General features: G+C 33.6%; 24 protein-coding genes and 2 tRNA genes. 8 read left to right on the forward strand and 18 right to left on the reverse strand.

The window, feature by feature from the left end:
- Nucleotides 1-171 precede the first annotated feature (171 nt).
- Genes JC605_RS06455 through JC605_RS06470 form a run of 4 tightly spaced genes read right to left on the reverse strand, consistent with a single transcriptional unit; the run spans nt 172 to nt 2277 of the window.
- Nucleotides 172-732 carry a hypothetical protein gene (locus tag JC605_RS06455; RefSeq protein ID WP_198855399.1) on the reverse strand — a complete coding sequence of 187 codons (561 nt, stop codon included), beginning with the start codon at nt 730-732 and terminating at the stop codon, nt 172-174.
- 60 nt (nt 733-792) lie between these two features.
- Nucleotides 793-1224 (reverse strand): DUF4440 domain-containing protein, encoded by a 432-nt coding sequence (locus JC605_RS06460; protein ID WP_198855400.1) that lies wholly within the window; start codon nt 1222-1224, stop codon nt 793-795.
- 22 nt (nt 1225-1246) lie between these two features.
- Nucleotides 1247-1837: a hypothetical protein gene (locus JC605_RS06465; RefSeq protein ID WP_198855401.1), complete on the reverse strand. Its 591-nt coding sequence runs from the start codon at nt 1835-1837 to the stop codon at nt 1247-1249.
- A complete protein-coding gene (locus tag JC605_RS06470; RefSeq protein ID WP_198855402.1) occupies nt 1834-2277 on the reverse strand; it encodes a hypothetical protein in 444 nt (147 codons plus the stop codon). The genes JC605_RS06465 and JC605_RS06470 overlap by 4 nt, the downstream gene beginning before the upstream one ends.
- Before the next feature lie 198 nt (nt 2278-2475).
- Between JC605_RS06470 and JC605_RS06475 the strand changes: the two genes are divergently transcribed.
- On the forward strand, nt 2476-2652 hold the full coding sequence (locus tag JC605_RS06475; RefSeq protein WP_198855403.1) for a hypothetical protein: 177 nt from the start codon (nt 2476-2478) through the stop codon (nt 2650-2652).
- Nucleotides 2653-2750: 98 nt separating this feature from the next.
- Nucleotides 2751-3692, forward strand: a complete 942-nt coding sequence (locus JC605_RS06480) for a hypothetical protein (RefSeq protein ID WP_198855404.1) — start codon at nt 2751-2753, stop codon at nt 3690-3692.
- 118 nt (nt 3693-3810) lie between these two features.
- Here the strand turns inward: JC605_RS06480 and JC605_RS06485 are convergent, their stop codons facing one another.
- The 3 genes from JC605_RS06485 to JC605_RS06495 all read right to left on the reverse strand — a co-directional run bounded on the left by JC605_RS06485 (nt 3811) and on the right by JC605_RS06495 (nt 4278).
- Nucleotides 3811-4059, reverse strand: a complete 249-nt coding sequence (locus tag JC605_RS06485; protein WP_198855405.1) for a GIY-YIG nuclease family protein — start codon at nt 4057-4059, stop codon at nt 3811-3813.
- Nucleotides 4060-4125: 66 nt separating this feature from the next.
- Nucleotides 4126-4199 (reverse strand) — tRNA-Ala (locus JC605_RS06490).
- Between the two features lie 6 nt (nt 4200-4205).
- Nucleotides 4206-4278: transfer RNA gene (locus tag JC605_RS06495), tRNA-Phe, on the reverse strand.
- A 183-nt stretch (nt 4279-4461) separates the two neighbouring features.
- On the opposite strand from JC605_RS06495, the gene JC605_RS06500 reads away from it, so the two are divergent.
- The 4 genes from JC605_RS06500 to JC605_RS06515 all read left to right on the forward strand — a co-directional run bounded on the left by JC605_RS06500 (nt 4462) and on the right by JC605_RS06515 (nt 6796).
- Nucleotides 4462-5226 (forward strand): enoyl-CoA hydratase/isomerase family protein, encoded by a 765-nt coding sequence (locus JC605_RS06500; protein WP_198855406.1) that lies wholly within the window; start codon nt 4462-4464, stop codon nt 5224-5226.
- A 90-nt stretch (nt 5227-5316) separates the two neighbouring features.
- Nucleotides 5317-5493 (forward strand): hypothetical protein, encoded by a 177-nt coding sequence (locus tag JC605_RS06505; protein WP_008465178.1) that lies wholly within the window; start codon nt 5317-5319, stop codon nt 5491-5493.
- A gap of 33 nt (nt 5494-5526) precedes the next feature.
- The gene (locus JC605_RS06510; RefSeq protein WP_198855407.1) at nt 5527-5979 is read left to right on the forward strand and encodes a 6-carboxytetrahydropterin synthase; all 453 of its coding nucleotides are present in this window, start codon (nt 5527-5529) and stop codon (nt 5977-5979) included.
- A 73-nt stretch (nt 5980-6052) separates the two neighbouring features.
- Complete coding sequence (locus JC605_RS06515) at nt 6053-6796, forward strand: UDP-2,3-diacylglucosamine diphosphatase (RefSeq protein ID WP_198855408.1); 744 nt, start codon at nt 6053-6055, stop codon at nt 6794-6796.
- Between the two features lie 88 nt (nt 6797-6884).
- Here JC605_RS06515 and JC605_RS06520 read toward each other — a convergent pair whose 3' ends face one another.
- From JC605_RS06520 to JC605_RS06560, 9 genes are all read right to left on the reverse strand, one after another.
- The gene (locus tag JC605_RS06520; RefSeq protein ID WP_198855409.1) at nt 6885-8096 is read right to left on the reverse strand and encodes a cytochrome c3 family protein; all 1212 of its coding nucleotides are present in this window, start codon (nt 8094-8096) and stop codon (nt 6885-6887) included.
- Nucleotides 8097-8179: 83 nt separating this feature from the next.
- Complete coding sequence (locus JC605_RS06525) at nt 8180-8536, reverse strand: hypothetical protein (RefSeq protein WP_111425144.1); 357 nt, start codon at nt 8534-8536, stop codon at nt 8180-8182.
- A gap of 96 nt (nt 8537-8632) precedes the next feature.
- Nucleotides 8633-8989, reverse strand: coding sequence for a hypothetical protein (locus JC605_RS06530; protein ID WP_198855410.1), 357 nt, complete (start codon nt 8987-8989; stop codon nt 8633-8635).
- A 160-nt stretch (nt 8990-9149) separates the two neighbouring features.
- Nucleotides 9150-10064 (reverse strand): alpha/beta fold hydrolase, encoded by a 915-nt coding sequence (locus JC605_RS06535; protein WP_198855411.1) that lies wholly within the window; start codon nt 10062-10064, stop codon nt 9150-9152.
- Nucleotides 10065-11348, reverse strand: a complete 1284-nt coding sequence (locus JC605_RS06540) for an MFS transporter (RefSeq protein ID WP_198855412.1) — start codon at nt 11346-11348, stop codon at nt 10065-10067.
- Nucleotides 11335-13038: a single-stranded-DNA-specific exonuclease RecJ gene (recJ, locus tag JC605_RS06545; protein WP_198855413.1), complete on the reverse strand. Its 1704-nt coding sequence runs from the start codon at nt 13036-13038 to the stop codon at nt 11335-11337. The genes JC605_RS06540 and recJ overlap by 14 nt, the downstream gene beginning before the upstream one ends.
- 224 nt (nt 13039-13262) lie before the next feature.
- Nucleotides 13263-13607: a HopJ type III effector protein gene (locus JC605_RS06550; RefSeq protein WP_198855414.1), complete on the reverse strand. Its 345-nt coding sequence runs from the start codon at nt 13605-13607 to the stop codon at nt 13263-13265.
- Nucleotides 13608-13810: 203 nt separating this feature from the next.
- Nucleotides 13811-14530 carry a 16S rRNA (cytidine(1402)-2'-O)-methyltransferase gene (gene rsmI / locus JC605_RS06555; protein ID WP_111287100.1) on the reverse strand — a complete coding sequence of 240 codons (720 nt, stop codon included), beginning with the start codon at nt 14528-14530 and terminating at the stop codon, nt 13811-13813.
- Nucleotides 14531-14575: 45 nt separating this feature from the next.
- Nucleotides 14576-15634 (reverse strand): hypothetical protein, encoded by a 1059-nt coding sequence (locus tag JC605_RS06560; protein WP_198855415.1) that lies wholly within the window; start codon nt 15632-15634, stop codon nt 14576-14578.
- A 236-nt stretch (nt 15635-15870) separates the two neighbouring features.
- Between JC605_RS06560 and JC605_RS06565 the strand changes: the two genes are divergently transcribed.
- Entirely contained in the window at nt 15871-16461 is a 591-nt protein-coding gene (locus JC605_RS06565) for a thymidine kinase (protein WP_095928508.1), read from the forward strand.
- A 44-nt stretch (nt 16462-16505) separates the two neighbouring features.
- On the forward strand, nt 16506-16925 hold the full coding sequence (locus JC605_RS06570; RefSeq protein ID WP_198855416.1) for a hypothetical protein: 420 nt from the start codon (nt 16506-16508) through the stop codon (nt 16923-16925).
- A 65-nt stretch (nt 16926-16990) separates the two neighbouring features.
- Here JC605_RS06570 and rpoN read toward each other — a convergent pair whose 3' ends face one another.
- Both rpoN and asnS read right to left on the reverse strand, forming a co-directional pair.
- Nucleotides 16991-18451 carry an RNA polymerase factor sigma-54 gene (gene rpoN, locus JC605_RS06575; RefSeq protein ID WP_198855417.1) on the reverse strand — a complete coding sequence of 487 codons (1461 nt, stop codon included), beginning with the start codon at nt 18449-18451 and terminating at the stop codon, nt 16991-16993.
- Between the two features lie 137 nt (nt 18452-18588).
- Nucleotides 18589-20034, reverse strand: coding sequence for an asparagine--tRNA ligase (gene asnS / locus JC605_RS06580; RefSeq protein ID WP_073410629.1), 1446 nt, complete (start codon nt 20032-20034; stop codon nt 18589-18591).
- Nucleotides 20035-20265: the final 231 nt, after the last annotated feature.

The following is a 20265-nucleotide window of genomic DNA, read 5'->3' on the forward strand; positions in this document are numbered from 1 at the left end:
CAAAAATATGATTGCTTAATTTTGAGTATAGCTCATAAAAGATTTATTTATGTCACTTTAAGACAAGAAAGCTTGATATGCAGAATTATTTTTCAACAAAAATGCCACTCCTTTTGGGAATGGCTTCTTACATTTTTGTAATTGATTTTCGAAAGATCTAATTTTTATGGCTTAGTCAAAGTCCATATTATTTGCCAGATTATCCCATTTTTTGTTGAGATAATCTTTTGTCAAGTTCAGTACTTCAGGATCAATATCATTAGTGGTTTGTACTGTCGGACTTAAAATGGCGTTACTTTTTTCAAAATGAATATAAGCATGAACATCAGTGTCTCCCCAAAAGAAAGGAAAAACAACTGCCATGTTTTCTGGACTTTCGCTTACATATTTTTTGAGACTAATTATGAAAGTAAACATTGGTAACATTTCGACATAATTTTCACTAAAAAATATCATTCCCCATTGCCATTCTTCTGTAGTTTCGTTATAATCAGAAAATGCCATCGCTTCTTGATAGTTCATCCAGATGTCAAGAATTTCTTGATTATTGCTTTTACGGTAAGCTTCAAGATCTTCTATGGTCAAGTCTGGTTTTGAGTACATTCTACGGCTGTCCCACCATTTTAGCCAATTTTCATTTAGTTCAGCATTTTCGGGAGCATCATTTAAAAATTTCTCCAGCTGAGGTTTGGTTATTTTTACTTTACAGTATAAAGAACTTAATTCAGACATGATTTTAGGGTTTTGTTAAAGTTTATTTGATGATGATCTAAATAGTTTTGTTTGATTATTCTATCCCGAATGATCGACATACAAATACCAAACGCCATTTATCTTTCGCATTATTCCTGAAAAGTTACCAGAACTATTTTTGCCATTCGGAGCGTCGACATTAAATTTTGCGCTCACAAAAGCATCTTTTTTAGAAAGAGGTTCAACAACAAAATCGGTCATAGTTAATTTTCCCATTCTTTCTTTTGGCCAATATTTTTTAAAGAAATCGGCGATATTGTTTTTTCCGTATACCACACCACCGCTGTAAATCATTCGAACCGAATCTACGGGAGCATAAAAATCAAGGTAACCTTCAAGATCGCCATTGTTCCAACAGGTTTGCTGTGCTTTTAGACGGTCGAGCACTTGTTGCGAAATTTTATCTTGACAAATGCCTTTGAAAGAAAGCATTAGAAACAATCCAAGAAGTAAAAATTTTAAGTAACGCATATAGATAGTTTTAGTTATACAATTAATTGTTTTGTATTGCCGTAATATTTCCAGTCTTTTTATGGAAAGTAATGGTTTTGTTTGGTCCACCATAATAGAGCGTCAAAGTCAGCGTGCTATCGGTTTCCTTTTTAAAAAGAATATCTTTTGCGGTTCTGATTTTGATATCCAAATTATCATTCATGATCTCAGAATCGGTGCATTTGATAATTCTTTTTTCAAACAAACCTTTCTTTTCAATTACTTCCAACCAGGGTTGAACCATTACGCCGTAGCCCACAATTTGTGCTCTGTAATTTTCGTTGAGATTTTTATTTTGATATAAACCTAAAGATGTGCTTGAAAGCAATAAAGTATAAAAAGGAAGCATCATGGCTATAATGCTCAGTGCGAATGTTACCAGTATTGCTGCTAAGAAAAGTTTTGCCAAGAGTTTTTTCCAAAAAACAATTATACTTACAAAACTGCTTAGTAGCCAAAGCCATGATAAAAATACATCGCTATAATAACCGCGAAGACTAATTTCTTTAAAGTAATACAAAAGACAATCGAGCACAAAAATAGCGCAGATAATAAAGTAGATTCGTAAAAATGTTTTTTTGCCTGAACTCATATTTTTTTAAAGATATAGTTTAAAGTAAATACTGTAGCGAGAGATAGGATTAAAATAGGGAAGAAAGAAAATGTAATGGTATACATTATTTCTTCTTTAAAAAGATACGTACTCCAAGCAGATTCTCGATCTACAAAAAGAGTATAATTCCAGAAAAACCATACTGAAATTACAATCAGTACTTGAAGCAAATTTTTTAGATTGTTATTTTTAATAAAAGAAAGAGCCAGAAAAATTATTGATAAGAAAACAGTAGAAAACAAAGTCATTAAATAAACATCGTCAAAAAAAGAACAATCTAAACAAGCGCTCGATGGTTTGTCAGAAAAACTTCCCATTGACCAATAGATTTCTACGAAAGTAAAAACAAAGAGTAAAACTGCAATTATAAGAGGTTTCTTTATGAATGCGAATATTTTGTATTTTAATGTCTGGTTCATTTTTAAGGACTTACGATTGTTGTCAATATTCTCTTTTGAATAATTGGAGATGTGCAAAAATAAGAAACAATTTTAAAGAAATATCTTTCAAAAGTTTTAGTTGTGACAGAATAAGTTCTATTAAAAAATAAAACGCTTAACTGTTTGATAACATGAAAGATGTTTTTAATTATTTACTTTTAATTAAAAATTTGAATTATGGATATCAATTGGAATATAATAGGAGTTGTAGCAATTTTGGTAATTATTCTTGTTGTGCTGACAATCAGAAAAAATCAGAAAGAGAAAAAGAAACTCGAAAAATTGCTAAACAACGATTTTAAAAAAGCAGAAAAAGATAGAGTAGATGCAGATGATTCTGCTAATGAGAAATAATTAACCTATTGTTTTTATTTTATGTCATGGCTTACGGAAAGACGTAATCGCAATATTGTTTTTAATTATATATTTACCAGGTAATTAAAAAAAATATCATGAAAAAAACAATTTTAGGGTTAGTCCTATTTTTAAGTCTTATAGGTTGTACAAGTGACGATTCAGATCCAGTTGGAACTGGAGAATCTAAAGAAGGAAGTATGAAAATTGGCTTTGTAAATTCTAATTTAAAATTATCTGGAAAAGATGTTTTGAGAAATACATTGCCTGTTGAAATAAAAAGTGTTGTAGTTACTTCTGTCAATGCAGGTGTTTCTTATGATAATGTATTTAATTTGGTTGAAAATGGTACAGTAGGAGCTGAAAGCGATTTTATTCTAAGAAATTTGAAAACTGGGACTTCAGAGTTTTCGGTATTAACTACAACAAATGTAGCCTCAGAAGCTTGGTATCAGACGGGACCAGTTATTGAAAGTGAAAATGAATCTTTAAATACAATATCTCAAAGACTTTTAAATAAAACACCTTCAGTTGTTTATAAATCTAAGGCGACAATTAGTAGAAATGTTGTTGCTGGAGAAAATGATGCTATTCAATTTGAATTAGAACCTTTAAATGGAAGATTGATTTCATTATTTAGTTTTGCAGAGGACTTAAAAAATCAAGGCTATACAGCTAAATTGTTTTGTGGTCAAATTTCATATACAATGGGAGATTATGAATGGAACAAAACTCCTAACCCAATTGTTTTTACAAGCGAACAGATTGTAAGTGATTATTTGTGTTCAGGTGACAAAGTTAACGATGCTTATTTTTGGACAACAAATACAGGAAATGGAAGAACTTATAAAATAGAGGTGTATGATGTTAACGGTGATTTGGTAAAAATTACCGAATTTCAAGTGCCATATGAAAATGGTGTTTCGTTAAATAACCTTTATACTATAACTTCTGACGGTATGTTAGACAAATCAAGTACACAATCTACTTTTGTTATCAAAGAGCTGACTAACCTTCCATTTGTTCCTGTTACCAAATAATGTAGAAAAATTTTGATTCAAAGTCATAAAAAAAAACCGTATTACAATTGAGTAATACGGTTTTTTTGTGGAGAATACCGGATTCGAACCGGTCACCTTCCCGATGCATCGGGATACTCTAGCCTTTTGTTCCTATTAGGTTTTCAATATATTTTCTACTTTTCATTTTTTTTATTTGCAATTCTCTTTTATATGCTTCACTTCTTGTAAAGAATGTCTCAGAATATTTTAATTCCCAATCTTTCGCAACTTTTGTGAATTTGCTTCTGCTATTTAAATGATCTTGTAAACGCTGTTCAATATTTTGGCAGGAACCAACATAGTATTTGTCTAAGGTTTTTGAATATATAATGTAGATGTAAAACATAAAATGTATATTAAAAAAAATACCCAAGCAGAATCAGTATCTGCTTGGGTATTTTTAAATTATTAGTGGAGAATATCGGATTCGAACCGATCACCTCTACGCTGCCAGCGTAGCGCTCTAGCCAAATGAGCTAATCCCCCGTTTGTTGAGAAATAGAATTCGAACTGTCACCTTCCCGATTTTTCATCGGGACGCTCTAGCCAAATGAGCTAATCTCCCGTTTGTTGAGAAATAGAATTCGAACTATCACCCTCCCGATTTTTCATCGGGATGCTCTAGCCAAATGAGCTAATCCCCCAAAGTGTTAACAAATAAAGTCAATTAATTCTCAAAAAACAAATTTCCAGAAGTTTCAGAGGAATTATTTTCAAAAGCGTAACTTTACCTTAAATCTGGTTTTTTATGAGTTTAGAAAATACAAACGGAAGCTTAGAAACTTCTTTTCAAAATACGATTGCAACAGTTCAGTTTGGTCATCCAGCCAGTAATTCTTTTCCGCGTGAATTATTAAATAGGCTTACAGCTGAAATTAATTCTTTAAGCAGAAATGAAGAAGTTTCGGTTATTATTTTAAAAAGCGAAGGAGCAAAAACGTTTTGTTCAGGAGCTTCTTTTGATGAACTTTTAAAAGTTGAAAATGAAGAACAAGGTGTAGAATTTTTTTCGGGTTTTGCACATTTGCTGAATGCGATGCGAAATTGCAACAAAATTATAATAGGGCGCGTACAAGGAAAGGCTGTTGGAGGCGGTGTCGGAATTATTTCGGCTTGCGATTATGTATTTGCGACTTCACAAAGTGATATTAAATTATCTGAATTAGCGATCGGAATTGGTCCTTTTGTAATAGAACCAGCCGTTTCTCGAAAAATAGGAAAAACAGCAATGACTGAAATGACATTAGCGGCTCACGAATGGAAATCGGCTGATTGGGCTTTTGAAAAGGGACTTTTTTCTGTTTTATGTGAAGCCGAAAATCTGGATACTAAGGTTGAAAGTTTTGCTCAAAAATTGAGTTCTTATAATCCTGAAGCGCTTTATGAAATGAAAAAGATTATTTGGGAAGGAACTGAACAATGGGAATCACTTTTATTTGAACGTGCTGCGATTACAGGTAAATTGGTTTTGTCTGATTTCACTAAAAATGCTTTGCTACAGTTTAAAAAATAGGTATGATATAAGTCATTGATTTTAGAAAAATAGGGGCATAGCTTTGAAAAATATTTTAAAATCAAATTTTCACTATATAAATTATTGAACATGACTATTATTTCGTTAATGCAAAAAGTTGACATTGCAGAGAAAATTAAAGATGCTCCAGATAGCGGTTATCAAATTGGCGTTGTCATTGGATCTTTCATTCCGTTTCTAGTTTTGGGCGGAATTGCTTTGTGGATGTATACTCGTGCTAAAAAAAGAGCTAAAAACGGCAATTAATTCGTAAATTTGCAAGCTTAAAATTAAAAATCGATGAGTAATATCAGAATTACAAAACAATTTAGTTTCGAAACCGGTCACGCTTTGTACGGTTACGACGGAAAATGCAAGAACGTTCACGGACACAGTTATAAATTATCGGTAACGGTTATTGGTTCGCCAATTACAGACCGATCGAATGTAAAGTTCGGAATGGTGATTGACTTTTCTGATCTAAAGAAAATTGTAAAAGAAGAAATCGTCGATCAATTTGATCATGCAACTGTTTTTAATCAGACCACACCGCATATCGAATTGGCAAATGAATTGAAAAACCGTGGGCATCATGTGATTTTGGTAGATTATCAGCCAACAAGCGAAAATATGGTGGTTGATTTTGCTGAAAGAATTAAAAATCGTCTGCCTGACGGAATTTCTCTTTTCTCTTTAAAACTTCAAGAAACAGAATCTTCTTTTGCAGAATGGTACGCAAGCGACAATATCTAAATTTTAAATTCCAAATTGCAAAACTCTTCGACTTCGCTCAGAGAGACAAAAGTCTAAAAATCTAAAACTCTAAATGAAAAAAATATATTTTGCTTCAGATCAGCATTTTGGTGCGCCAACACCAGAATTGAGTTTACCGCGTGAAAAGAAATTCGTGGCCTGGCTTGATGAGGTTAAAGAAGATGCAGAAGCAATTTTTTTATTGGGAGATTTGTTCGATTTTTGGTTTGAATATAAAACAGTTGTTCCGAAAGGTTTTGTTCGAATTTTAGGCAAACTGGCTGAAATTCGCGACAGCGGAATTCCGATTTATTTTTTTGTCGGAAATCATGATTTGTGGATGAATGATTATTTTGAAACCGAATTGAATATTCCAGTTTATCATGATAACAAAGAATTTACTTTTAACGGAAAGACATTCCTGATTGGTCACGGAGACGGAAAAGGTCCTGGCGATAAAGGCTATAAAAGAATGAAAAAGGTATTTACAAATCCGTTTTCAAAATGGCTTTTCCGCTGGCTTCATCCAGATGTTGGCGTAAGTTTGGCTCAATATTTATCAGTAAAAAATAAATTGATTTCTGGTGACGAAGATGTGAAGTTTTTAGGTGAAGAAAACGAATGGCTTGTTTTATATGCCAAACGAAAACTAGAAACTAAACATTATAACTATTTTATCTTCGGACACCGCCATTTACCAATGATTATTCCAGTTGGAGAAAATTCCGAATATGTAAATCTTGGTGATTGGATCGGATATTTTACTTACGGTGTTTTTGATGGCAAAAAATTCGAGCTTAAAAAATTCGAAAAATAAGCAAGTCCAAAGCCGAAAGTTGAAAAGGGCAAATATTATTATTGAACTTTATACAAAGTCTTTTGCTAAAAAAAATAAAACAAAATTTTTATTTTGCGCTCGTTGGATAAATGCCAATTTTATGCGTTCGCAAAATATATTCTGAAAGCTGTTTGCTATTTGAAAGCTGAAACTTAATTGCTCCAGACGCTTTTTTCGGCATGTGGCATTCTACACAATTGCTGGCTAATAACTTCTCAGGCATTGTTTTTAAAGTAGTTTCTTTGTGCTTTAAGCCTTGATGACAACTCATGCAGATTTTAGAATACGAAGCCAAGTTTTTTGAAGCATTTTCATGCGGATTATGACAGGTAATACAATCCATTTTATCACTTTTGATAAAGCATTTGCTTTGCGCCATCAATCGATATTGATTGCCATGAACATCAAAATTTGTTGTATCATTAATACTTTTAGTCTCACGAAAGAATTCTGATAAATTATCTCCAGGTTTAAATTCAAAACGCGATTTTAATTTCATTCCGTCATTTCCTGCGTGACATAAAGCGCAAGCATCCAATTTTTGCTGTCTGTTTAGAGTTTTAAAACTTGTAATGTTATTGGCAACTTTTACGTTTGGATTTTTTAGATGAAATTCCACATGCTTTTTGGCAGGACCGTGACAACGCTCGCAATCAATTCCGTAAACAATTGTTTCTTTTCTGATGATATCTTCAACGTCCATAGACATCATATTTCTTTCTTCAGAATTTTGATTTACACTTCGGCTGCTGGCATTTGAGGCGTGGCACGAATAGCAATCTTTAACCACCATTCGATCAAAATAAGGCTTGTCTGCAGGAAAACCTGGACTTGTTGCCCAATTGTTTATGGAGTGATAAAAAGAAACTGGCAATTCATATGTATTATTGTCTTTCCAGTAAACTGAAGTTTGAGCGTGTTTGGTTCCAAAAACAATTTCAAATTTGTATTTGGCTGTTTCTTTGCCATTTTTGTAAACGACTTGATACAAACTATCTCCACGTTTTTCCATCACCAATTTGGTGTCTTTGTCATAAATGAAAGTATGATTTTTAGAATCGAAATCTCCGGATACATTTCCTAAAATTGCTGGAGCGGTTGCTTTAAAATGCGAACTTTTGAATGCCATATCAGATTGTACTTTATGGCATTGTATGCAACTTTCTGAACCTGCATAATCAGTTCCGCGAGGATCAATATATTCCTCTGATTTATTATTGCAGCTGGCAAAAAGAAGTGCCAGAACGGTTATGGTAAGTAGAAATGCAGCTTTTTTCATTGCTGTAAATATACTTTTTTTTGAATTGAATCAAAATATATTTCAATAATGAAAAAATGCTGTTAAAATATTTAGAATGCTTCTTAATTCATGCCAACTCCATAAACATATTCATCCAGTTCAATTTTAAATAAAGAACCTTCAACCAAATCTTTAATCGATTTTAATTCGGTCATGTTTACAGCCAAATCTATAGAATTGCAAGGCGTTTTCAATAAAAATTTGTGGCAAGAATATTTCATTTCGCAAGCTTCACAACAAGCATTTTCTATCATGCTGTCTTCAATTAAATCGCAGAAATGATTTAGTTCCTGAACCGTAAAATAAAAGCCAGTTTCTTTAAAAACCAATTGCACTTTGTCGGAAATCGTAGTATTGTGATCTTTCCAGTAAAAAGCTATTCCAAAGTTGTTATGATATATCTGCTCAATTTCTCTCATCGTAAATCCTTTTATTTCAACAAATATAAATATTATTTATATTAATTCTAAATAAAAAAATCATAAAAATTTGAAAAATTATTTTTTGAGCGCACTTTAGTTCATACCCGAACCATAAATATATTCATTAAGATTAAGTCGAAATAATGAACCATCAACCAAGTCTTTTATTGAGTTTAATTCCATTGGTGATATTTCTAAATCTATAGCAACATAGGGTGTCTTCAATAAAAATTTATCGAAGGCGCGTTTTACGCCACGTGTATCGTAGTTATTATGGTCTGTGACGCAGTCTTCGATTAAATCGTGAAATTCATTTAATTCTTGAACTGAAAAATAAAATCCCATTTGTTTAAAAAGCAGCTGAACTTTATCTGATATAATTTCGTTGCCTTCTTTCCAATAAAATGAAATTCCAAAATCGTTTCTGTATATCTGCTCGATGTCTTTCATGACAAATTTTTTAGGCCACAAAGGTACGAACTGTTTGTATTAATACTTGACTAAGAAAAGCATAAAAAAAAGCTAAAAACCAATATGACTATTTGATTTTTAGCTATTTATGAAGTTTTTGTGATTTTGTTTTTTTATGGAATTCTATCTCATAATAAGATTATTTCAGCCAATTTTTTAGCTTAGAAATAAATGCTGCCTGTTGGTCAACAAATAAATAATGAGAGCAATTGTCAAGAAAAGCGAAATGTTTTTCTCCAGTTATTAATTTAAGAGAATTGATTTGATCCGATGAAAAAATCCCATCATCTTTTCCGTAAATTCCATAAATAGGAACTCCAGCAGTTTTGATTTTCTTTAAAAAAGGCCTACTATCAATGTTGTTTTGCTTTTCGTTTTGATAGAATAGAAGTGGAGCATTTTTATTTCGAATATTAGTTTTATAAAATTCGCCAGCTTCATAATCGGCATATAATTTTTTAGATGCTGTAGTTGGATTTGGCATTTTAAAAAAGCCGTTTTCACCAGCAAGCTCATAACATCCTTTTCTGTATTCAGCTGAGTTTTTATTTAGATTCTCAACAATGCTGATTTTTTTTAATTGTTCAGAATCCTTGCTGTACTTTTTCTTCAGCGTATTTAAAATGTGATCGTAAGTTTCCTGTTGAGAAAATAAAGCGCCAGCCAAAACCAAAGCACTTACATTTTGCGGATATTTATGGGTATAAAGTGTCGCAACTAAACCGCCAAAACTATGACCTAAAATAACAGCTTTCTTTAAGTGATATTTTGCATAAATCGAATTTAAATCCTGAAAAGCTTCTTCGTAAGTAAATTTAGCATTTGGATCTGCAGATCTTCCTTCGCCTCTTCGGTCGTAAGCGATAACATAAAAACCTTGATCGGCTATTTTTTGAGCTGTTGTTCCTTCAAATAAAGTTGCGTTGCCACTTGGTCCGCCATGAATGAAAATTAAGGGTTTGTTCTTTTCGTTTCCGTAGGTTTTTATATAGAGATTTTGCCCTTTTGCGAAAAAGGAAAATATTAGAAATAAAGAAAGAAAAAATGACTTCATCTATTCTAATTTATGATGATCGTCCATATCTTTTTTCAAATCTAAATTTCTAAAAGTTGGCGATTTCAATGCAGTGAAAACTACAGTTAAAAGCGTAATACTTCCTCCAAAAACAACTGAAGTTACAGCTCCCATCAATTTGGCAGTTGCACCACTTTCGAAAGCGCCTAATTCGTTTGAAGATCCGACAAAAATTGAATTTACGGCACCAACACGTCCGCGCATGTGATCTGGAGTTTTAAGCTGTAAAATAGTCTGACGGATTACAACAGAAATTCCATCGGCCAATCCGCTTAAAAATAAGGCGAAAACAGAAAGCCAGAAATAAGTTGATAATCCAAATAAAATAATTGATAGTCCGAAAACAAAAATGGCGATTAAAAGTTTTTTTCCAGCATTTTCGTATAAAGGCACATAAGCAGAAACTAGCATTGTAATGAAAGCACCTACAGCAGGAGCGGCTCTTAAAATTCCGAATCCTTCAGATCCCACTTTCAAAATGTCTTGTGCAAAAACGGGCAATAATGCAACGGCTCCTCCAAAAAGTACAGCAACCATATCAAGTGATAGTGCACCAAGTACAATTTTGTTTTTAAAAACGAATGTCAAACCTTCCATAAGACTATCTTTTATAGATTCTCCCATTTTCGGATTTACGATCGGTTTTTGGCTGATTTGTGATAGGGCAATTAACGAAAGAATTGAAAATCCGAAAACCAAACACATTGACCAATGAACTCCAATCCAGTTAATTGAGAAACCCGCCAATGCTGGTCCCATAACCGCTCCAATTTGCCAAACTGAACTACTCCAAGTTGCAGCATTTGGATATACTTTTTTAGGAATGATTAATGAAAGAAGAGAGAAAATAGTTGGCCCCATAAAAGAACGAACGATTCCTCCGAAAAATACTAAAGCGTAAATCGAATATAAAATAATATGTGTAGACCAGCCTCCAACTACTTTTGGCCAAGTCAATAAGAAAAGCCCAAAACTAATTACTGAAAATCCTAAAATACATTTTACCAATAAGCTTTTCTTTTCTCTTTGGTCTACAATATGTCCTGCGAACAAAGACATTGAAACAGCAGGAATAATTTCCATTAAACCAATAATTCCTAAAGAAAGCGGGTTTTTGGTTAAGCTATAAACTTCCCATTCGATTACAATAAATTGCATTGACCAAGCAAAAACCATTGCAAAACGCAATAATAAAAATATATTGAATTCTCTATAACGTAACGCCTGATATGGATCTGGCTTCTTTGATTTAATTTCTTCCATTTGTTCTAATGTCTTTCAGCATAAGTTGTGTTGAAACAGTTCCGTTCCATTCGTTTTCAGCAATTGAATAAGCCAGCTGAAACGGATTTTGATTTTTTACAATATTTAATTTTTTTCCTAATCCGAAACCAATTGCAGCGATTCCGTCTGAATTGTTTTGTTTGGCAAAAAGCCTTAAATGTTCTTCTTCTGCACCCAAAGTTTTAGCATAACCTGTATCAATCGCATTTTCAGTCATAAAAACAGGTGTCATATTCTGAGGTCCGAAAGGTTCAAATTGTTTTAAGATTCGAATTAATTTGGGGGTTATATCAGAGAAATTGATTTCGGCATCGATTTCAATTTCTGGAGTAAGCATTTCTGGTTGGATCGTTTCTGAAACCTGTTTCTCGAAAGCTTCTTTAAAGGTTTGATAGTTTTCTGCTTTTAAAGTCATTCCTGCAGCGTACATGTGGCCTCCAAATTGTTCCAAATGTTCGGCGCAGGCGTCTAATGCATTATAAACATCAAATCCTTTTACAGATCGGGCAGAGGCAGCATATTTGTCGCCGCTTTTAGTAAAAACCAAAGTTGGGCGATAATATGTTTCGATTAATCTTGAAGCAACAATTCCGATAACACCTTTGTGCCAATCTTCCTGAAAAACAACGGTAGAAAAACGTTCTTCTTCTTTATTTTCTATAATCTGCAGGAAAGCTTCTTTAGTGATTTTTTTATCTAAATCTTTTCGATCTGCATTATATTGTTCAATTTCAGAAGCAAATTGTTGTGCTTGTTCAAAATCAAATTCGGTTAAAAGTTCAACAGCATGATTGCCATGTTTAATTCTTCCTGCGGCATTAATTCTTGGCGAAATAATAAAAACAACATCTGTAATATCGAGAACTTTCTTTTTTACTTGATGTGTTAAAGCTTTAATTCCAGGTCTCGGTTCTGTATTAATAACTTTCAATCCAAAGTGTGCTAAAACACGATTTTCTCCCGTAATCGGAACAATATCGGCAGCAATTGCAGTAGCAACCAAATCCAGATACGGAACTAAATCTTCAATCGTTTCGTTTCGATTTTGTCCCAAAGCCTGAATCAGTTTAAAACCAACTCCGCAACCGCATAATTCATCGTAAGGATAGGAGCAATCTTCTCTTTTTGGATCTAAAACAGCAACAGCATCAGGAAGAGTTTCTCCTGGACGGTGGTGATCGCAGACAATAAAATCGATCTTTTTTGCTTTCGCGTAGGCGATATGATCAATGGATTTGATTCCGCAGTCGAGAGCGATAATTAAAGAAATTCCGTTGTCGTCTGCATAATCAATTCCTTTATAAGAAATGCCATAACCTTCGGCATAGCGATCGGGAATGTAAGTGGCAATATTTGGATAATGTGATTTTAAATAGGATGAAACCAAAGAAACTGCTGTTGTTCCGTCAACATCATAATCACCAAAAACTAGAATGTTTTCTTCGTTTTGAATGGCTTGTTCGATTCTGGCAACAGCTTTGTCCATATCTTTCATTAAATACGGATCATGCAAATGTTCTAAAGATGGGCGGAAAAAATGTTTAGCTTCTTCAAAAGTTTCAATACCACGCTGAATCAAAAGCGTTGCAACAAAATCTTCTACATTTAAGGCTTGTGCTAAATGTTTAATCTTATCTTCAGAAGGTTTTGGTTTTAAGGTCCAACGCATGGGTTGATTTTAGATTTTAGATTTTAGACTTCAGATTTCTGAAATCGTTTAATCTGATTGGTATTTTTTTTTGCCACAGATGAAAAGGATTTAAAAGATTATTTTTTTGCCACGAATTACTCGAATTTCCACTAATTTAATTCGTGCTAATTCGAGTAATTCGTGGCAACTTTCATATTAATCTGTGTTAATCTATTTAATCTGTGGCAGAAATATATTTTGTTTTATTTTGCTTCTAAAGCATTTCCTTCAAATTGAATTCCGTCCCAACCTAAATTGATGAAATTTCTAATGTTTTGGTGATTTGTTCCGTTTGGATCTCCTAGAACTTCTTCAAAATAAAAAGCGCCAAAACACGCTAAAGTTTCTTCTTTGCTTAAATTTTGCAGTTTTGCAAAAGAAAATAATTTGCAAGAACCTGAGTTTTCGCCTGCAGCGTTATGTTGTGTTCCGTTTTGAAAAGCAGTTGGAGTAAAATTGTAATTTTCTTCAATTACTACAATAGTTTCAGGAAATGTAATTTGAGTTGGAGTTTGTTTTACTTTTTCTAAAAAGGCTTGAATGCTCATGTTGTTATTTGTTGTTTTTTTGCCACAGATTAAAATGATTAAAATGATTTTTTTTGCCACGAATTACACGAATTTCCACTAATTAAATTCGTGATAATTGGTGATAATTGGTGAAATTGCTTCGCCTGTTCGCTATCGCTCGGGTCGTGGCGAAACTTTTTTAATCTGTAATAATCATTTTAATCTGTGGCTGAAATAATTATTTATTCTTCATCATCCTTAGAAAACTTACTTTTCTTAGGTTCTTTTGTTATTGTTTTTCCAGCCACGACAACTACGATTTCGCCGCGCGGTGCTGTTTTTTCAAAATGCGCTAAAACTTCTTTTGCTGTTCCGCGTACATTTTCTTCGTGTAATTTTGATAATTCTCTCGATACGCAAACTTGTCTGTCTTCTCCAAAATATTGGACAAATTCAGCTAAAGTCTTAACGAGTTTATGCGGAGAAACGTATAAAATCATCGTTCGGGTTTCTTCGGCTAAAGCCAAAAATCTGGTCTGACGTCCTTTTTTATCAGGCAGGAAACCTTCAAAAACAAATTTGTCATTTGGAAGTCCGCTGTTTACTAGAGCGGGAACAAATGCCGTTGCTCCAGGAAGACATTCGACTTCGATTTTATTTTCGACACAAGCACGAGTTAATAAAAAACCAGGATCTGAAATAGCTGGAGTTCCTGCATCTGAAATTAAAGCGATAGTTTCGCCGGCTTTCAAACGAGCAATCAAATTTTCAGTTGTTTTGTGTTCGTTGTGCATGTGATGGCTATGCATGTGTGTGCCAATTTCAAAATGCTTCAACAATTTTCCGCTTGTGCGTGTGTCTTCCGCCAAAATCAAATCGACTTCTTTCAAAACCCGAATGGCTCTAAAAGTCATGTCTTCAAGATTGCCAATTGGCGTTGGAACGATATATAATTTTGACATAGTTGTTTATTCGTGAAATGTAAAATGTGAGATGTGAAAATGTCTTTACGAGAATTTTTTCTCGATAATTCCCATAAAGCGCTCGGCATAATCCTCTTTTCCTTCCCAGTCGTTATAATCTGGTTTTACCATGTTTTCGATAAATTCTTTAGCTTCTGTATAAGAATCAAAAGTCATTAATTGATTTAAAACACGGCTGTAATCTTCTGTGCTATTTCCGAAAAGATTTTTGGTAAAAGCAATTCTGTCATTCAAGTCAATATGAAAACCTCTTGCTAGTTTTTCGTTCAAACTAACCGACTTTGGTTGTGCAGGAGTTTCAAGAATAGCAGTTTCTACTTTTTTAGGTTCTTTAAAATCACTGATAGAAGGAGTTTGCGTTGGCGGAACAGCTTCAAAACTGTCTACTTTTACAAACTGTGCATCGGCATAATTAACACCAAAATCTTCAAATTGAATAGTTGGTTGTGCAGGAATTTCTGCTTTTGGCTCTATTTTCGGTTCTTCTTTAACTTCTTCTCTGATTGGTTCTGTTTCCAATTCGAAAGCAGGTTTGAAATCTGGAATTGGCTTCAATTCATTGATAGTTGTAAACGAAAGATCATCAACAGGTTTTTCAGTTTCTTCTACCTTTTCAGCAATTGGTTCAACAATTTCTTCTGCAGCTGGTTCTTCAATCTCAGCAACGACTGGCTCAATGATTTCTTCAACAACTGGTTCTTCAATTTCGGCAATTGGTTCGAGAGTTTCTTTTATTACTGGTTCTTCAACTTCAATAATTGGTTCAACAGCTTTTTCTTCTGAAATTTCTGGTTCATAAGATTCTTCAAGCGCAATTACTTTTTCTTCAGTAGGAGCTTCAAGTTCAATTATAGTTGGAATTGCATCTTCTTTTTCGAAAATAGTTTCCAATTCAGAAGTGATATCGCTTTGCCCGATTGTTGGTTTTGCAGAGTCGAAATTCTCTTCAACAAATTTTAATACTGCTAATTTCTCGTATAATTTCTGAGTTTCAAGGTACAATTGATTGATATCGGATTTGTTTTTTAGTTTTAAAATTCGATGTGCAATGCTAATTAAATCAGCTTCCAATTTTTTTTTCATAACTGTTGAAAATTATAGTGAATAAGGTATTTTAGTGTATTTGATGTCTGAATGTTTCTATTCTCAAGGAAATTCAAAAGATAATTTTTTATTTCTGTTAATACGCTTTCGCGAATTTAAGGTTTGATAAAAATTTTCTACTTTTGAAAAAATGTAAAACAACACATTTTTACATCAATTTATTGCCAGTACAAAGTAATAAAAACTATTCATTTTTAAAGGTAGAAAAATACAAAATGTTTCTCGAAAATACAGTAAATCACAAAGAACAATTTGGTTGGATTGAAGTTATTTGTGGATCAATGTTTTCGGGTAAAACCGAAGAGCTGATCCGAAGATTAAAGCGCGCCCAATTTGCCAAACAAAGAGTCGAAATTTTTAAACCCGCTATTGATACCCGTTATCATGACGAAATGGTTGTGTCGCACGATGCCAACGAAATTCGTTCTACGCCAGTTCCTGCAGCGGCTAATATCTTGATTTTAGCTCAAGGCTGTGATGTAATTGGTATTGACGAGGCTCAGTTTTTTGATGACGAAATTATAACGGTTTGCAACGATTTGGCAAATCAAGGAATTCGCGTAATTGTGGCTGGCTTAGACATGGATTTTAAAGGAAATCCGTTTGGTCCAATGCCTGGACTTATGGCAACTGCCGAGTATGTAACGAAAGTTCATGCTGTTTGTACACGCACAGGAAATCTAGCCAATTATAGTTTTAGAAAGACTGCTAATGATAAATTAGTTATGCTTGGAGAAACCGAAGAGTATGAGCCACTTAGCCGTGCAGCGTATTTTAATGCTATGAAAAAAAATCAGGAAAAATAAATTTAAATTACATTTATAAAAGCCTTTTAATAAAAATGAAAAGTATGAGAAAACAGAATATTTTATTATTGATATTGATTGGGATTGCATTAGCTTTTGTAGCTTATTTTCAGTTTTATCTTGCCGAAAATGCAGATGAAGTAAATACTGAAGTGGTAGAATTAGTGGCAAAATATAATAAAAGCTGTCCGTTAAATATTCAGGAAGGAATGCGACTAGACAGTGTAAGTTTGCCTGAAGGCCGAGTGGTTCAGTATAATTTGACATTGTTGAATGTTGTAAAAGAAACTGCCGATATAAATGTAATTCAGGAAGAAATGGAAAAAAGCTTGATTAGTACGGCAAAGGCAAATCCAGGACTTAAAGTTTTTAGAGAAAACGATTATGATTTGATTTATCACTATAGCGACAAAAAGAAAGCATTTTTGTTTGAGGTTAGAATACAGCCAGATCAATACAAATAATTTAAAAGCAAAAAATAAACCCGACAGGTCTTTAAAATCTGTCGGGTTTTTTTTATTGTAAAAAATTAAATCTTCTTTCTCATTCTCGCTACCGGAATATCAAGTTGTTCACGGTATTTAGCAATTGTTCTTCTAGCAATTGGGTAACCTTTTTCTTTTAAGATTTCTGCCAATTGATCATCTGGAAGCGGTTTTCTTTTATCTTCTTCTTCAATTGTGTTTTGAAGAATTTTTTTGATTTCAAGAGTTGAGACATCTTCTCCTTGATCATTTTTCATCGCTTCAGAGAAGAATTCTTTAATTAGTTTTGTTCCATACGGTGTCTCGACATATTTACTGTTGGCAACACGTGAAATCGTCGAAATGTCTAAACCAACCATATCAGCAATATCTTTTAAGATCATTGGTTTTAGTTTGGTTTCGTCACCGTCTAAGAAATATTCTTCTTGATAATGCATAATGGCATTCATTGTTACAAAAAGAGTTTCTTGACGCTGTCTGATCGCATCGATAAACCATTTAGCAGAATCCAGTTTTTGTTTGATAAACTGAACGGCATCTTTCTGAGCAGTCGATTTATCACGAGATTCTTTGTATGTCTGCATCATTTCTTGATAATCTTTAGAAACGTGCAGAGATGGAGCATTACGGCCGTTTAAAGTCAGTTCTAACTCGCCATCTATAATTCTAATGGCAAAGTCTGGAACAATGTTTTCTGTTACTTTATTGTTTCCGGCAAAAGAACCACCCGGTTTTGGGTTTAATCTTTCAATTTCGTGAATTGCTTTTTTAAGCTGTTCGTTAGAAACACTGTACTTCTGCAAAAGCTTGTCGTAATGTTTCTTCGTGAAAGCATCAAACTGATTTTCGATAATGTCGATTGCTAAATCAACATATTCTGTTGGGGTTTTATGTTTTAATTGAAGAAGCAAACACTCCTGTAAATCACGTGCACCAACTCCAGAAGGTTCAAGCTCATGAATTACGGTCAACATTTTTTCAACCATTGCTTCATCAGTGTAAATTCCCTGAGTAAAAGCCATGTCGTCTACAATATCCGGAATGCTTCTGCGGATGTAACCCATATCATCGATACTTCCAACAAGGAATTCAGCGATTTCGCGCTCTTCATCATTCAAAATAAAAGTATTCAGCTGATCGATTAAATCCTGATGAAAACTTATTGGAGCCACAAAAGGTGTTTCGCGCTCTTCATCGTCACTATAATTATTTACCTGAGTTTTATAATCAGGTGTATCGTCGTCGCTTAAGTATTCGTCAATATTAATGTCGTCTGCTTCGATTCTGTCAGATTCTGCATCATCATAATCGTCGTAGTCTTCATTAGCGTATTCATCAGCTTCGTAATCGTCTTCTTTTCCAGCTTCAAGCGCTGGATTTTCGTTCATTTCTTCTAATAAACGCTGTTCAAAAGCTTGCGTAGGCAATTGAATTAACTTCATCAGCTGTATTTGCTGTGGAGATAATTTTTGGGATAATTTTAAATTTAAAAATTGCTTTAGCATTTGATTTTGTTAAAAGTTTCAAGTTTCAAGTTTCAGGTTGAAGAACGTGCTGCAACTTGAAACTTGAAACCTGAAACAAATTTTATTATATTTTAAAACCTTAGAATCTTAGTACCTCAGTAGCTTAGAACCTCAGATTAAAATTCTGCACTTCCAGGAGTTCTTGGGAAAGGAATTACGTCTCTAATATTTGTCATTCCAGTTACAAACAATACCAAACGCTCAAATCCTAAACCGAAACCTGCGTGAGTTGCTGATCCAAATCTTCTGGTGTCTAAATACCAGTATAATTCTTCTTTGTCAATTCCTAGTTTTTCCATTTTCTCAACCAAAACATCGTAACGTTCTTCTCTTTCAGAACCACCAACGATTTCTCCAATTCCAGGGAAAAGGATATCCATTGCACGAACTGTTTCTCTTCCTGGTTCTGTGTTGTCGTTCAAACGCATGTAAAACGCTTTAATGTTTGCTGGGTAATCGTATAAAATTACCGGACATTTAAAGTGTTTTTCAACCAAGAAACGTTCGTGTTCTGACTGTAAATCAGCTCCCCATTCGTTGATTAAATATTGGAATTTCTTCTTTTTATTTGGAGTTGAATCTCTTAAAATGTCAATTGCTTCTGTATAAGAAACACGTTTGAAGTTGTTTTCCAATACGAAGTTTAATTTCTCTAACAAAGCCATTTCGCTTCTTTCAGCCTGTGGTTTTGATTTTTCTTCTTCTAAAAGTCTTCCTTCTAAGAATGCTAAATCGTCTTTACAGTTGTCTAAAGCATATTTGATTACGTACTGAATAAAATCTTCAGCCAAATCCATGTTGTCATCCAAATCGTTAAAAGCAACCTCTGGCTCAATCATCCAGAATTCTGCTAAGTGACGAGAAGTGTTTGAGTTTTCAGCTCTAAACGTTGGTCCAAATGTATAAATCTGACCCAAAGCCATAGCGAAAGTTTCACCTTCTAATTGTCCAGAAACAGTCAAGTTGGTATGTTTTCCAAAGAAATCTTTTTTGAAATCAATGTTTCCTTCTTCATTTTTTGGAAGATTATCCAATGGTAAAGAAGTAACTTGGAACATTTCTCCAGCACCTTCAGCGTCAGCTCCAGTAATAATTGGCGTGTTTACATATACGAAACCTTTTTGTTGGAAATAGCTGTGAACCGCATAAGATAAAACCGAACGCACACGCATAATCGCACCAAAAGCATTTGTACGTACACGCAAGTGAGCGTTTTCACGTAAAAATTCTAAAGAGTGTTTTTTAGGCTGCATTGGGAATTTCTCTGCATCAGAATCTCCAAGGATTTCAAGTTTGTTCACCTGAATTTCGTATTTCTGACCTGCACCTTTACTTTCAACCAAAGTTCCAATTACAGAAACTGCTGCTCCAGTTGTGATTCTTTTTAAAGTTTCTTCTGGTGTATTTTCAAAATCAACAACACATTGAATATTATTAATGGTAGAACCGTCATTTAAAGCGATAAACTGATTATTTCTAAAAGTTCTCACCCATCCTTTTGCATTCACTTCCTGTAACGTCGTCGTACTGTTTAATAAGTCTCTAACTTTTGTGTGTTTCATTTTTATATATAATTGATATTAAATAATATTCGTTTTGAACAACTGCAAATATAATCGATAATAATTAATTTTTGAAGCTGTTTCCCGCTCTTCGCTATATCTTTCTATTTTTGGCAGCAAAAATAGAAAGGATGCCACTTCGATCGAGGCTAGGGTATTTGGTTTCAAAAGAAGAAATTTCTCTTGTTTTGTCATTTCGATGAAGGAGAAATCTTCGTAAGAAACTCGACA

This window comes from Flavobacterium sp. IB48 (genome assembly GCF_016405855.1).
GTDB classification, from domain to species: Bacteria; Bacteroidota; Bacteroidia; order Flavobacteriales; family Flavobacteriaceae; genus Flavobacterium; species Flavobacterium ginsengisoli.

What these genes read in the sequence shown, in the direction of transcription:
- JC605_RS06500 (WP_198855406.1), top strand. Translation starts at nt 4,462, where the DNA reads ATGAGTTTAGAAAATACAAACGGAAGCTTAGAAACTTCTTTTCAAAAT.
- JC605_RS06525 (WP_111425144.1), bottom strand. Translation starts at nt 8,536, where the DNA reads ATGAGAGAAATTGAGCAGATATATCATAACAACTTTGGAATAGCTTTT.
- JC605_RS06465 (WP_198855401.1), bottom strand. Translation starts at nt 1,837, where the DNA reads ATGAGTTCAGGCAAAAAAACATTTTTACGAATCTACTTTATTATCTGC.
- JC605_RS06480 (WP_198855404.1), top strand. Translation starts at nt 2,751, where the DNA reads ATGAAAAAAACAATTTTAGGGTTAGTCCTATTTTTAAGTCTTATAGGT.
- JC605_RS06460 (WP_198855400.1), bottom strand. Translation starts at nt 1,224, where the DNA reads ATGCGTTACTTAAAATTTTTACTTCTTGGATTGTTTCTAATGCTTTCT.
- JC605_RS06455 (WP_198855399.1), bottom strand. Translation starts at nt 732, where the DNA reads ATGTCTGAATTAAGTTCTTTATACTGTAAAGTAAAAATAACCAAACCT.
- rsmI (WP_111287100.1), bottom strand. Translation starts at nt 14,530, where the DNA reads ATGTCAAAATTATATATCGTTCCAACGCCAATTGGCAATCTTGAAGAC.
- JC605_RS06470 (WP_198855402.1), bottom strand. Translation starts at nt 2,277, where the DNA reads ATGAACCAGACATTAAAATACAAAATATTCGCATTCATAAAGAAACCT.
- JC605_RS06565 (WP_095928508.1), top strand. Translation starts at nt 15,871, where the DNA reads ATGTTTCTCGAAAATACAGTAAATCACAAAGAACAATTTGGTTGGATT.
- JC605_RS06570 (WP_198855416.1), top strand. Translation starts at nt 16,506, where the DNA reads ATGAGAAAACAGAATATTTTATTATTGATATTGATTGGGATTGCATTA.
- JC605_RS06550 (WP_198855414.1), bottom strand. Translation starts at nt 13,607, where the DNA reads ATGAGCATTCAAGCCTTTTTAGAAAAAGTAAAACAAACTCCAACTCAA.
- JC605_RS06485 (WP_198855405.1), bottom strand. Translation starts at nt 4,059, where the DNA reads ATGTTTTACATCTACATTATATATTCAAAAACCTTAGACAAATACTAT.
- JC605_RS06520 (WP_198855409.1), bottom strand. Translation starts at nt 8,096, where the DNA reads ATGAAAAAAGCTGCATTTCTACTTACCATAACCGTTCTGGCACTTCTT.
- JC605_RS06505 (WP_008465178.1), top strand. Translation starts at nt 5,317, where the DNA reads ATGACTATTATTTCGTTAATGCAAAAAGTTGACATTGCAGAGAAAATT.
- JC605_RS06510 (WP_198855407.1), top strand. Translation starts at nt 5,527, where the DNA reads ATGAGTAATATCAGAATTACAAAACAATTTAGTTTCGAAACCGGTCAC.
- rpoN (WP_198855417.1), bottom strand. Translation starts at nt 18,451, where the DNA reads ATGCTAAAGCAATTTTTAAATTTAAAATTATCCCAAAAATTATCTCCA.
- asnS (WP_073410629.1), bottom strand. Translation starts at nt 20,034, where the DNA reads ATGAAACACACAAAAGTTAGAGACTTATTAAACAGTACGACGACGTTA.
- JC605_RS06535 (WP_198855411.1), bottom strand. Translation starts at nt 10,064, where the DNA reads ATGAAGTCATTTTTTCTTTCTTTATTTCTAATATTTTCCTTTTTCGCA.
- JC605_RS06560 (WP_198855415.1), bottom strand. Translation starts at nt 15,634, where the DNA reads ATGAAAAAAAAATTGGAAGCTGATTTAATTAGCATTGCACATCGAATT.
- JC605_RS06540 (WP_198855412.1), bottom strand. Translation starts at nt 11,348, where the DNA reads ATGGAAGAAATTAAATCAAAGAAGCCAGATCCATATCAGGCGTTACGT.
- recJ (WP_198855413.1), bottom strand. Translation starts at nt 13,038, where the DNA reads ATGCGTTGGACCTTAAAACCAAAACCTTCTGAAGATAAGATTAAACAT.
- JC605_RS06530 (WP_198855410.1), bottom strand. Translation starts at nt 8,989, where the DNA reads ATGAAAGACATCGAGCAGATATACAGAAACGATTTTGGAATTTCATTT.
- JC605_RS06515 (WP_198855408.1), top strand. Translation starts at nt 6,053, where the DNA reads ATGAAAAAAATATATTTTGCTTCAGATCAGCATTTTGGTGCGCCAACA.
- JC605_RS06475 (WP_198855403.1), top strand. Translation starts at nt 2,476, where the DNA reads ATGGATATCAATTGGAATATAATAGGAGTTGTAGCAATTTTGGTAATT.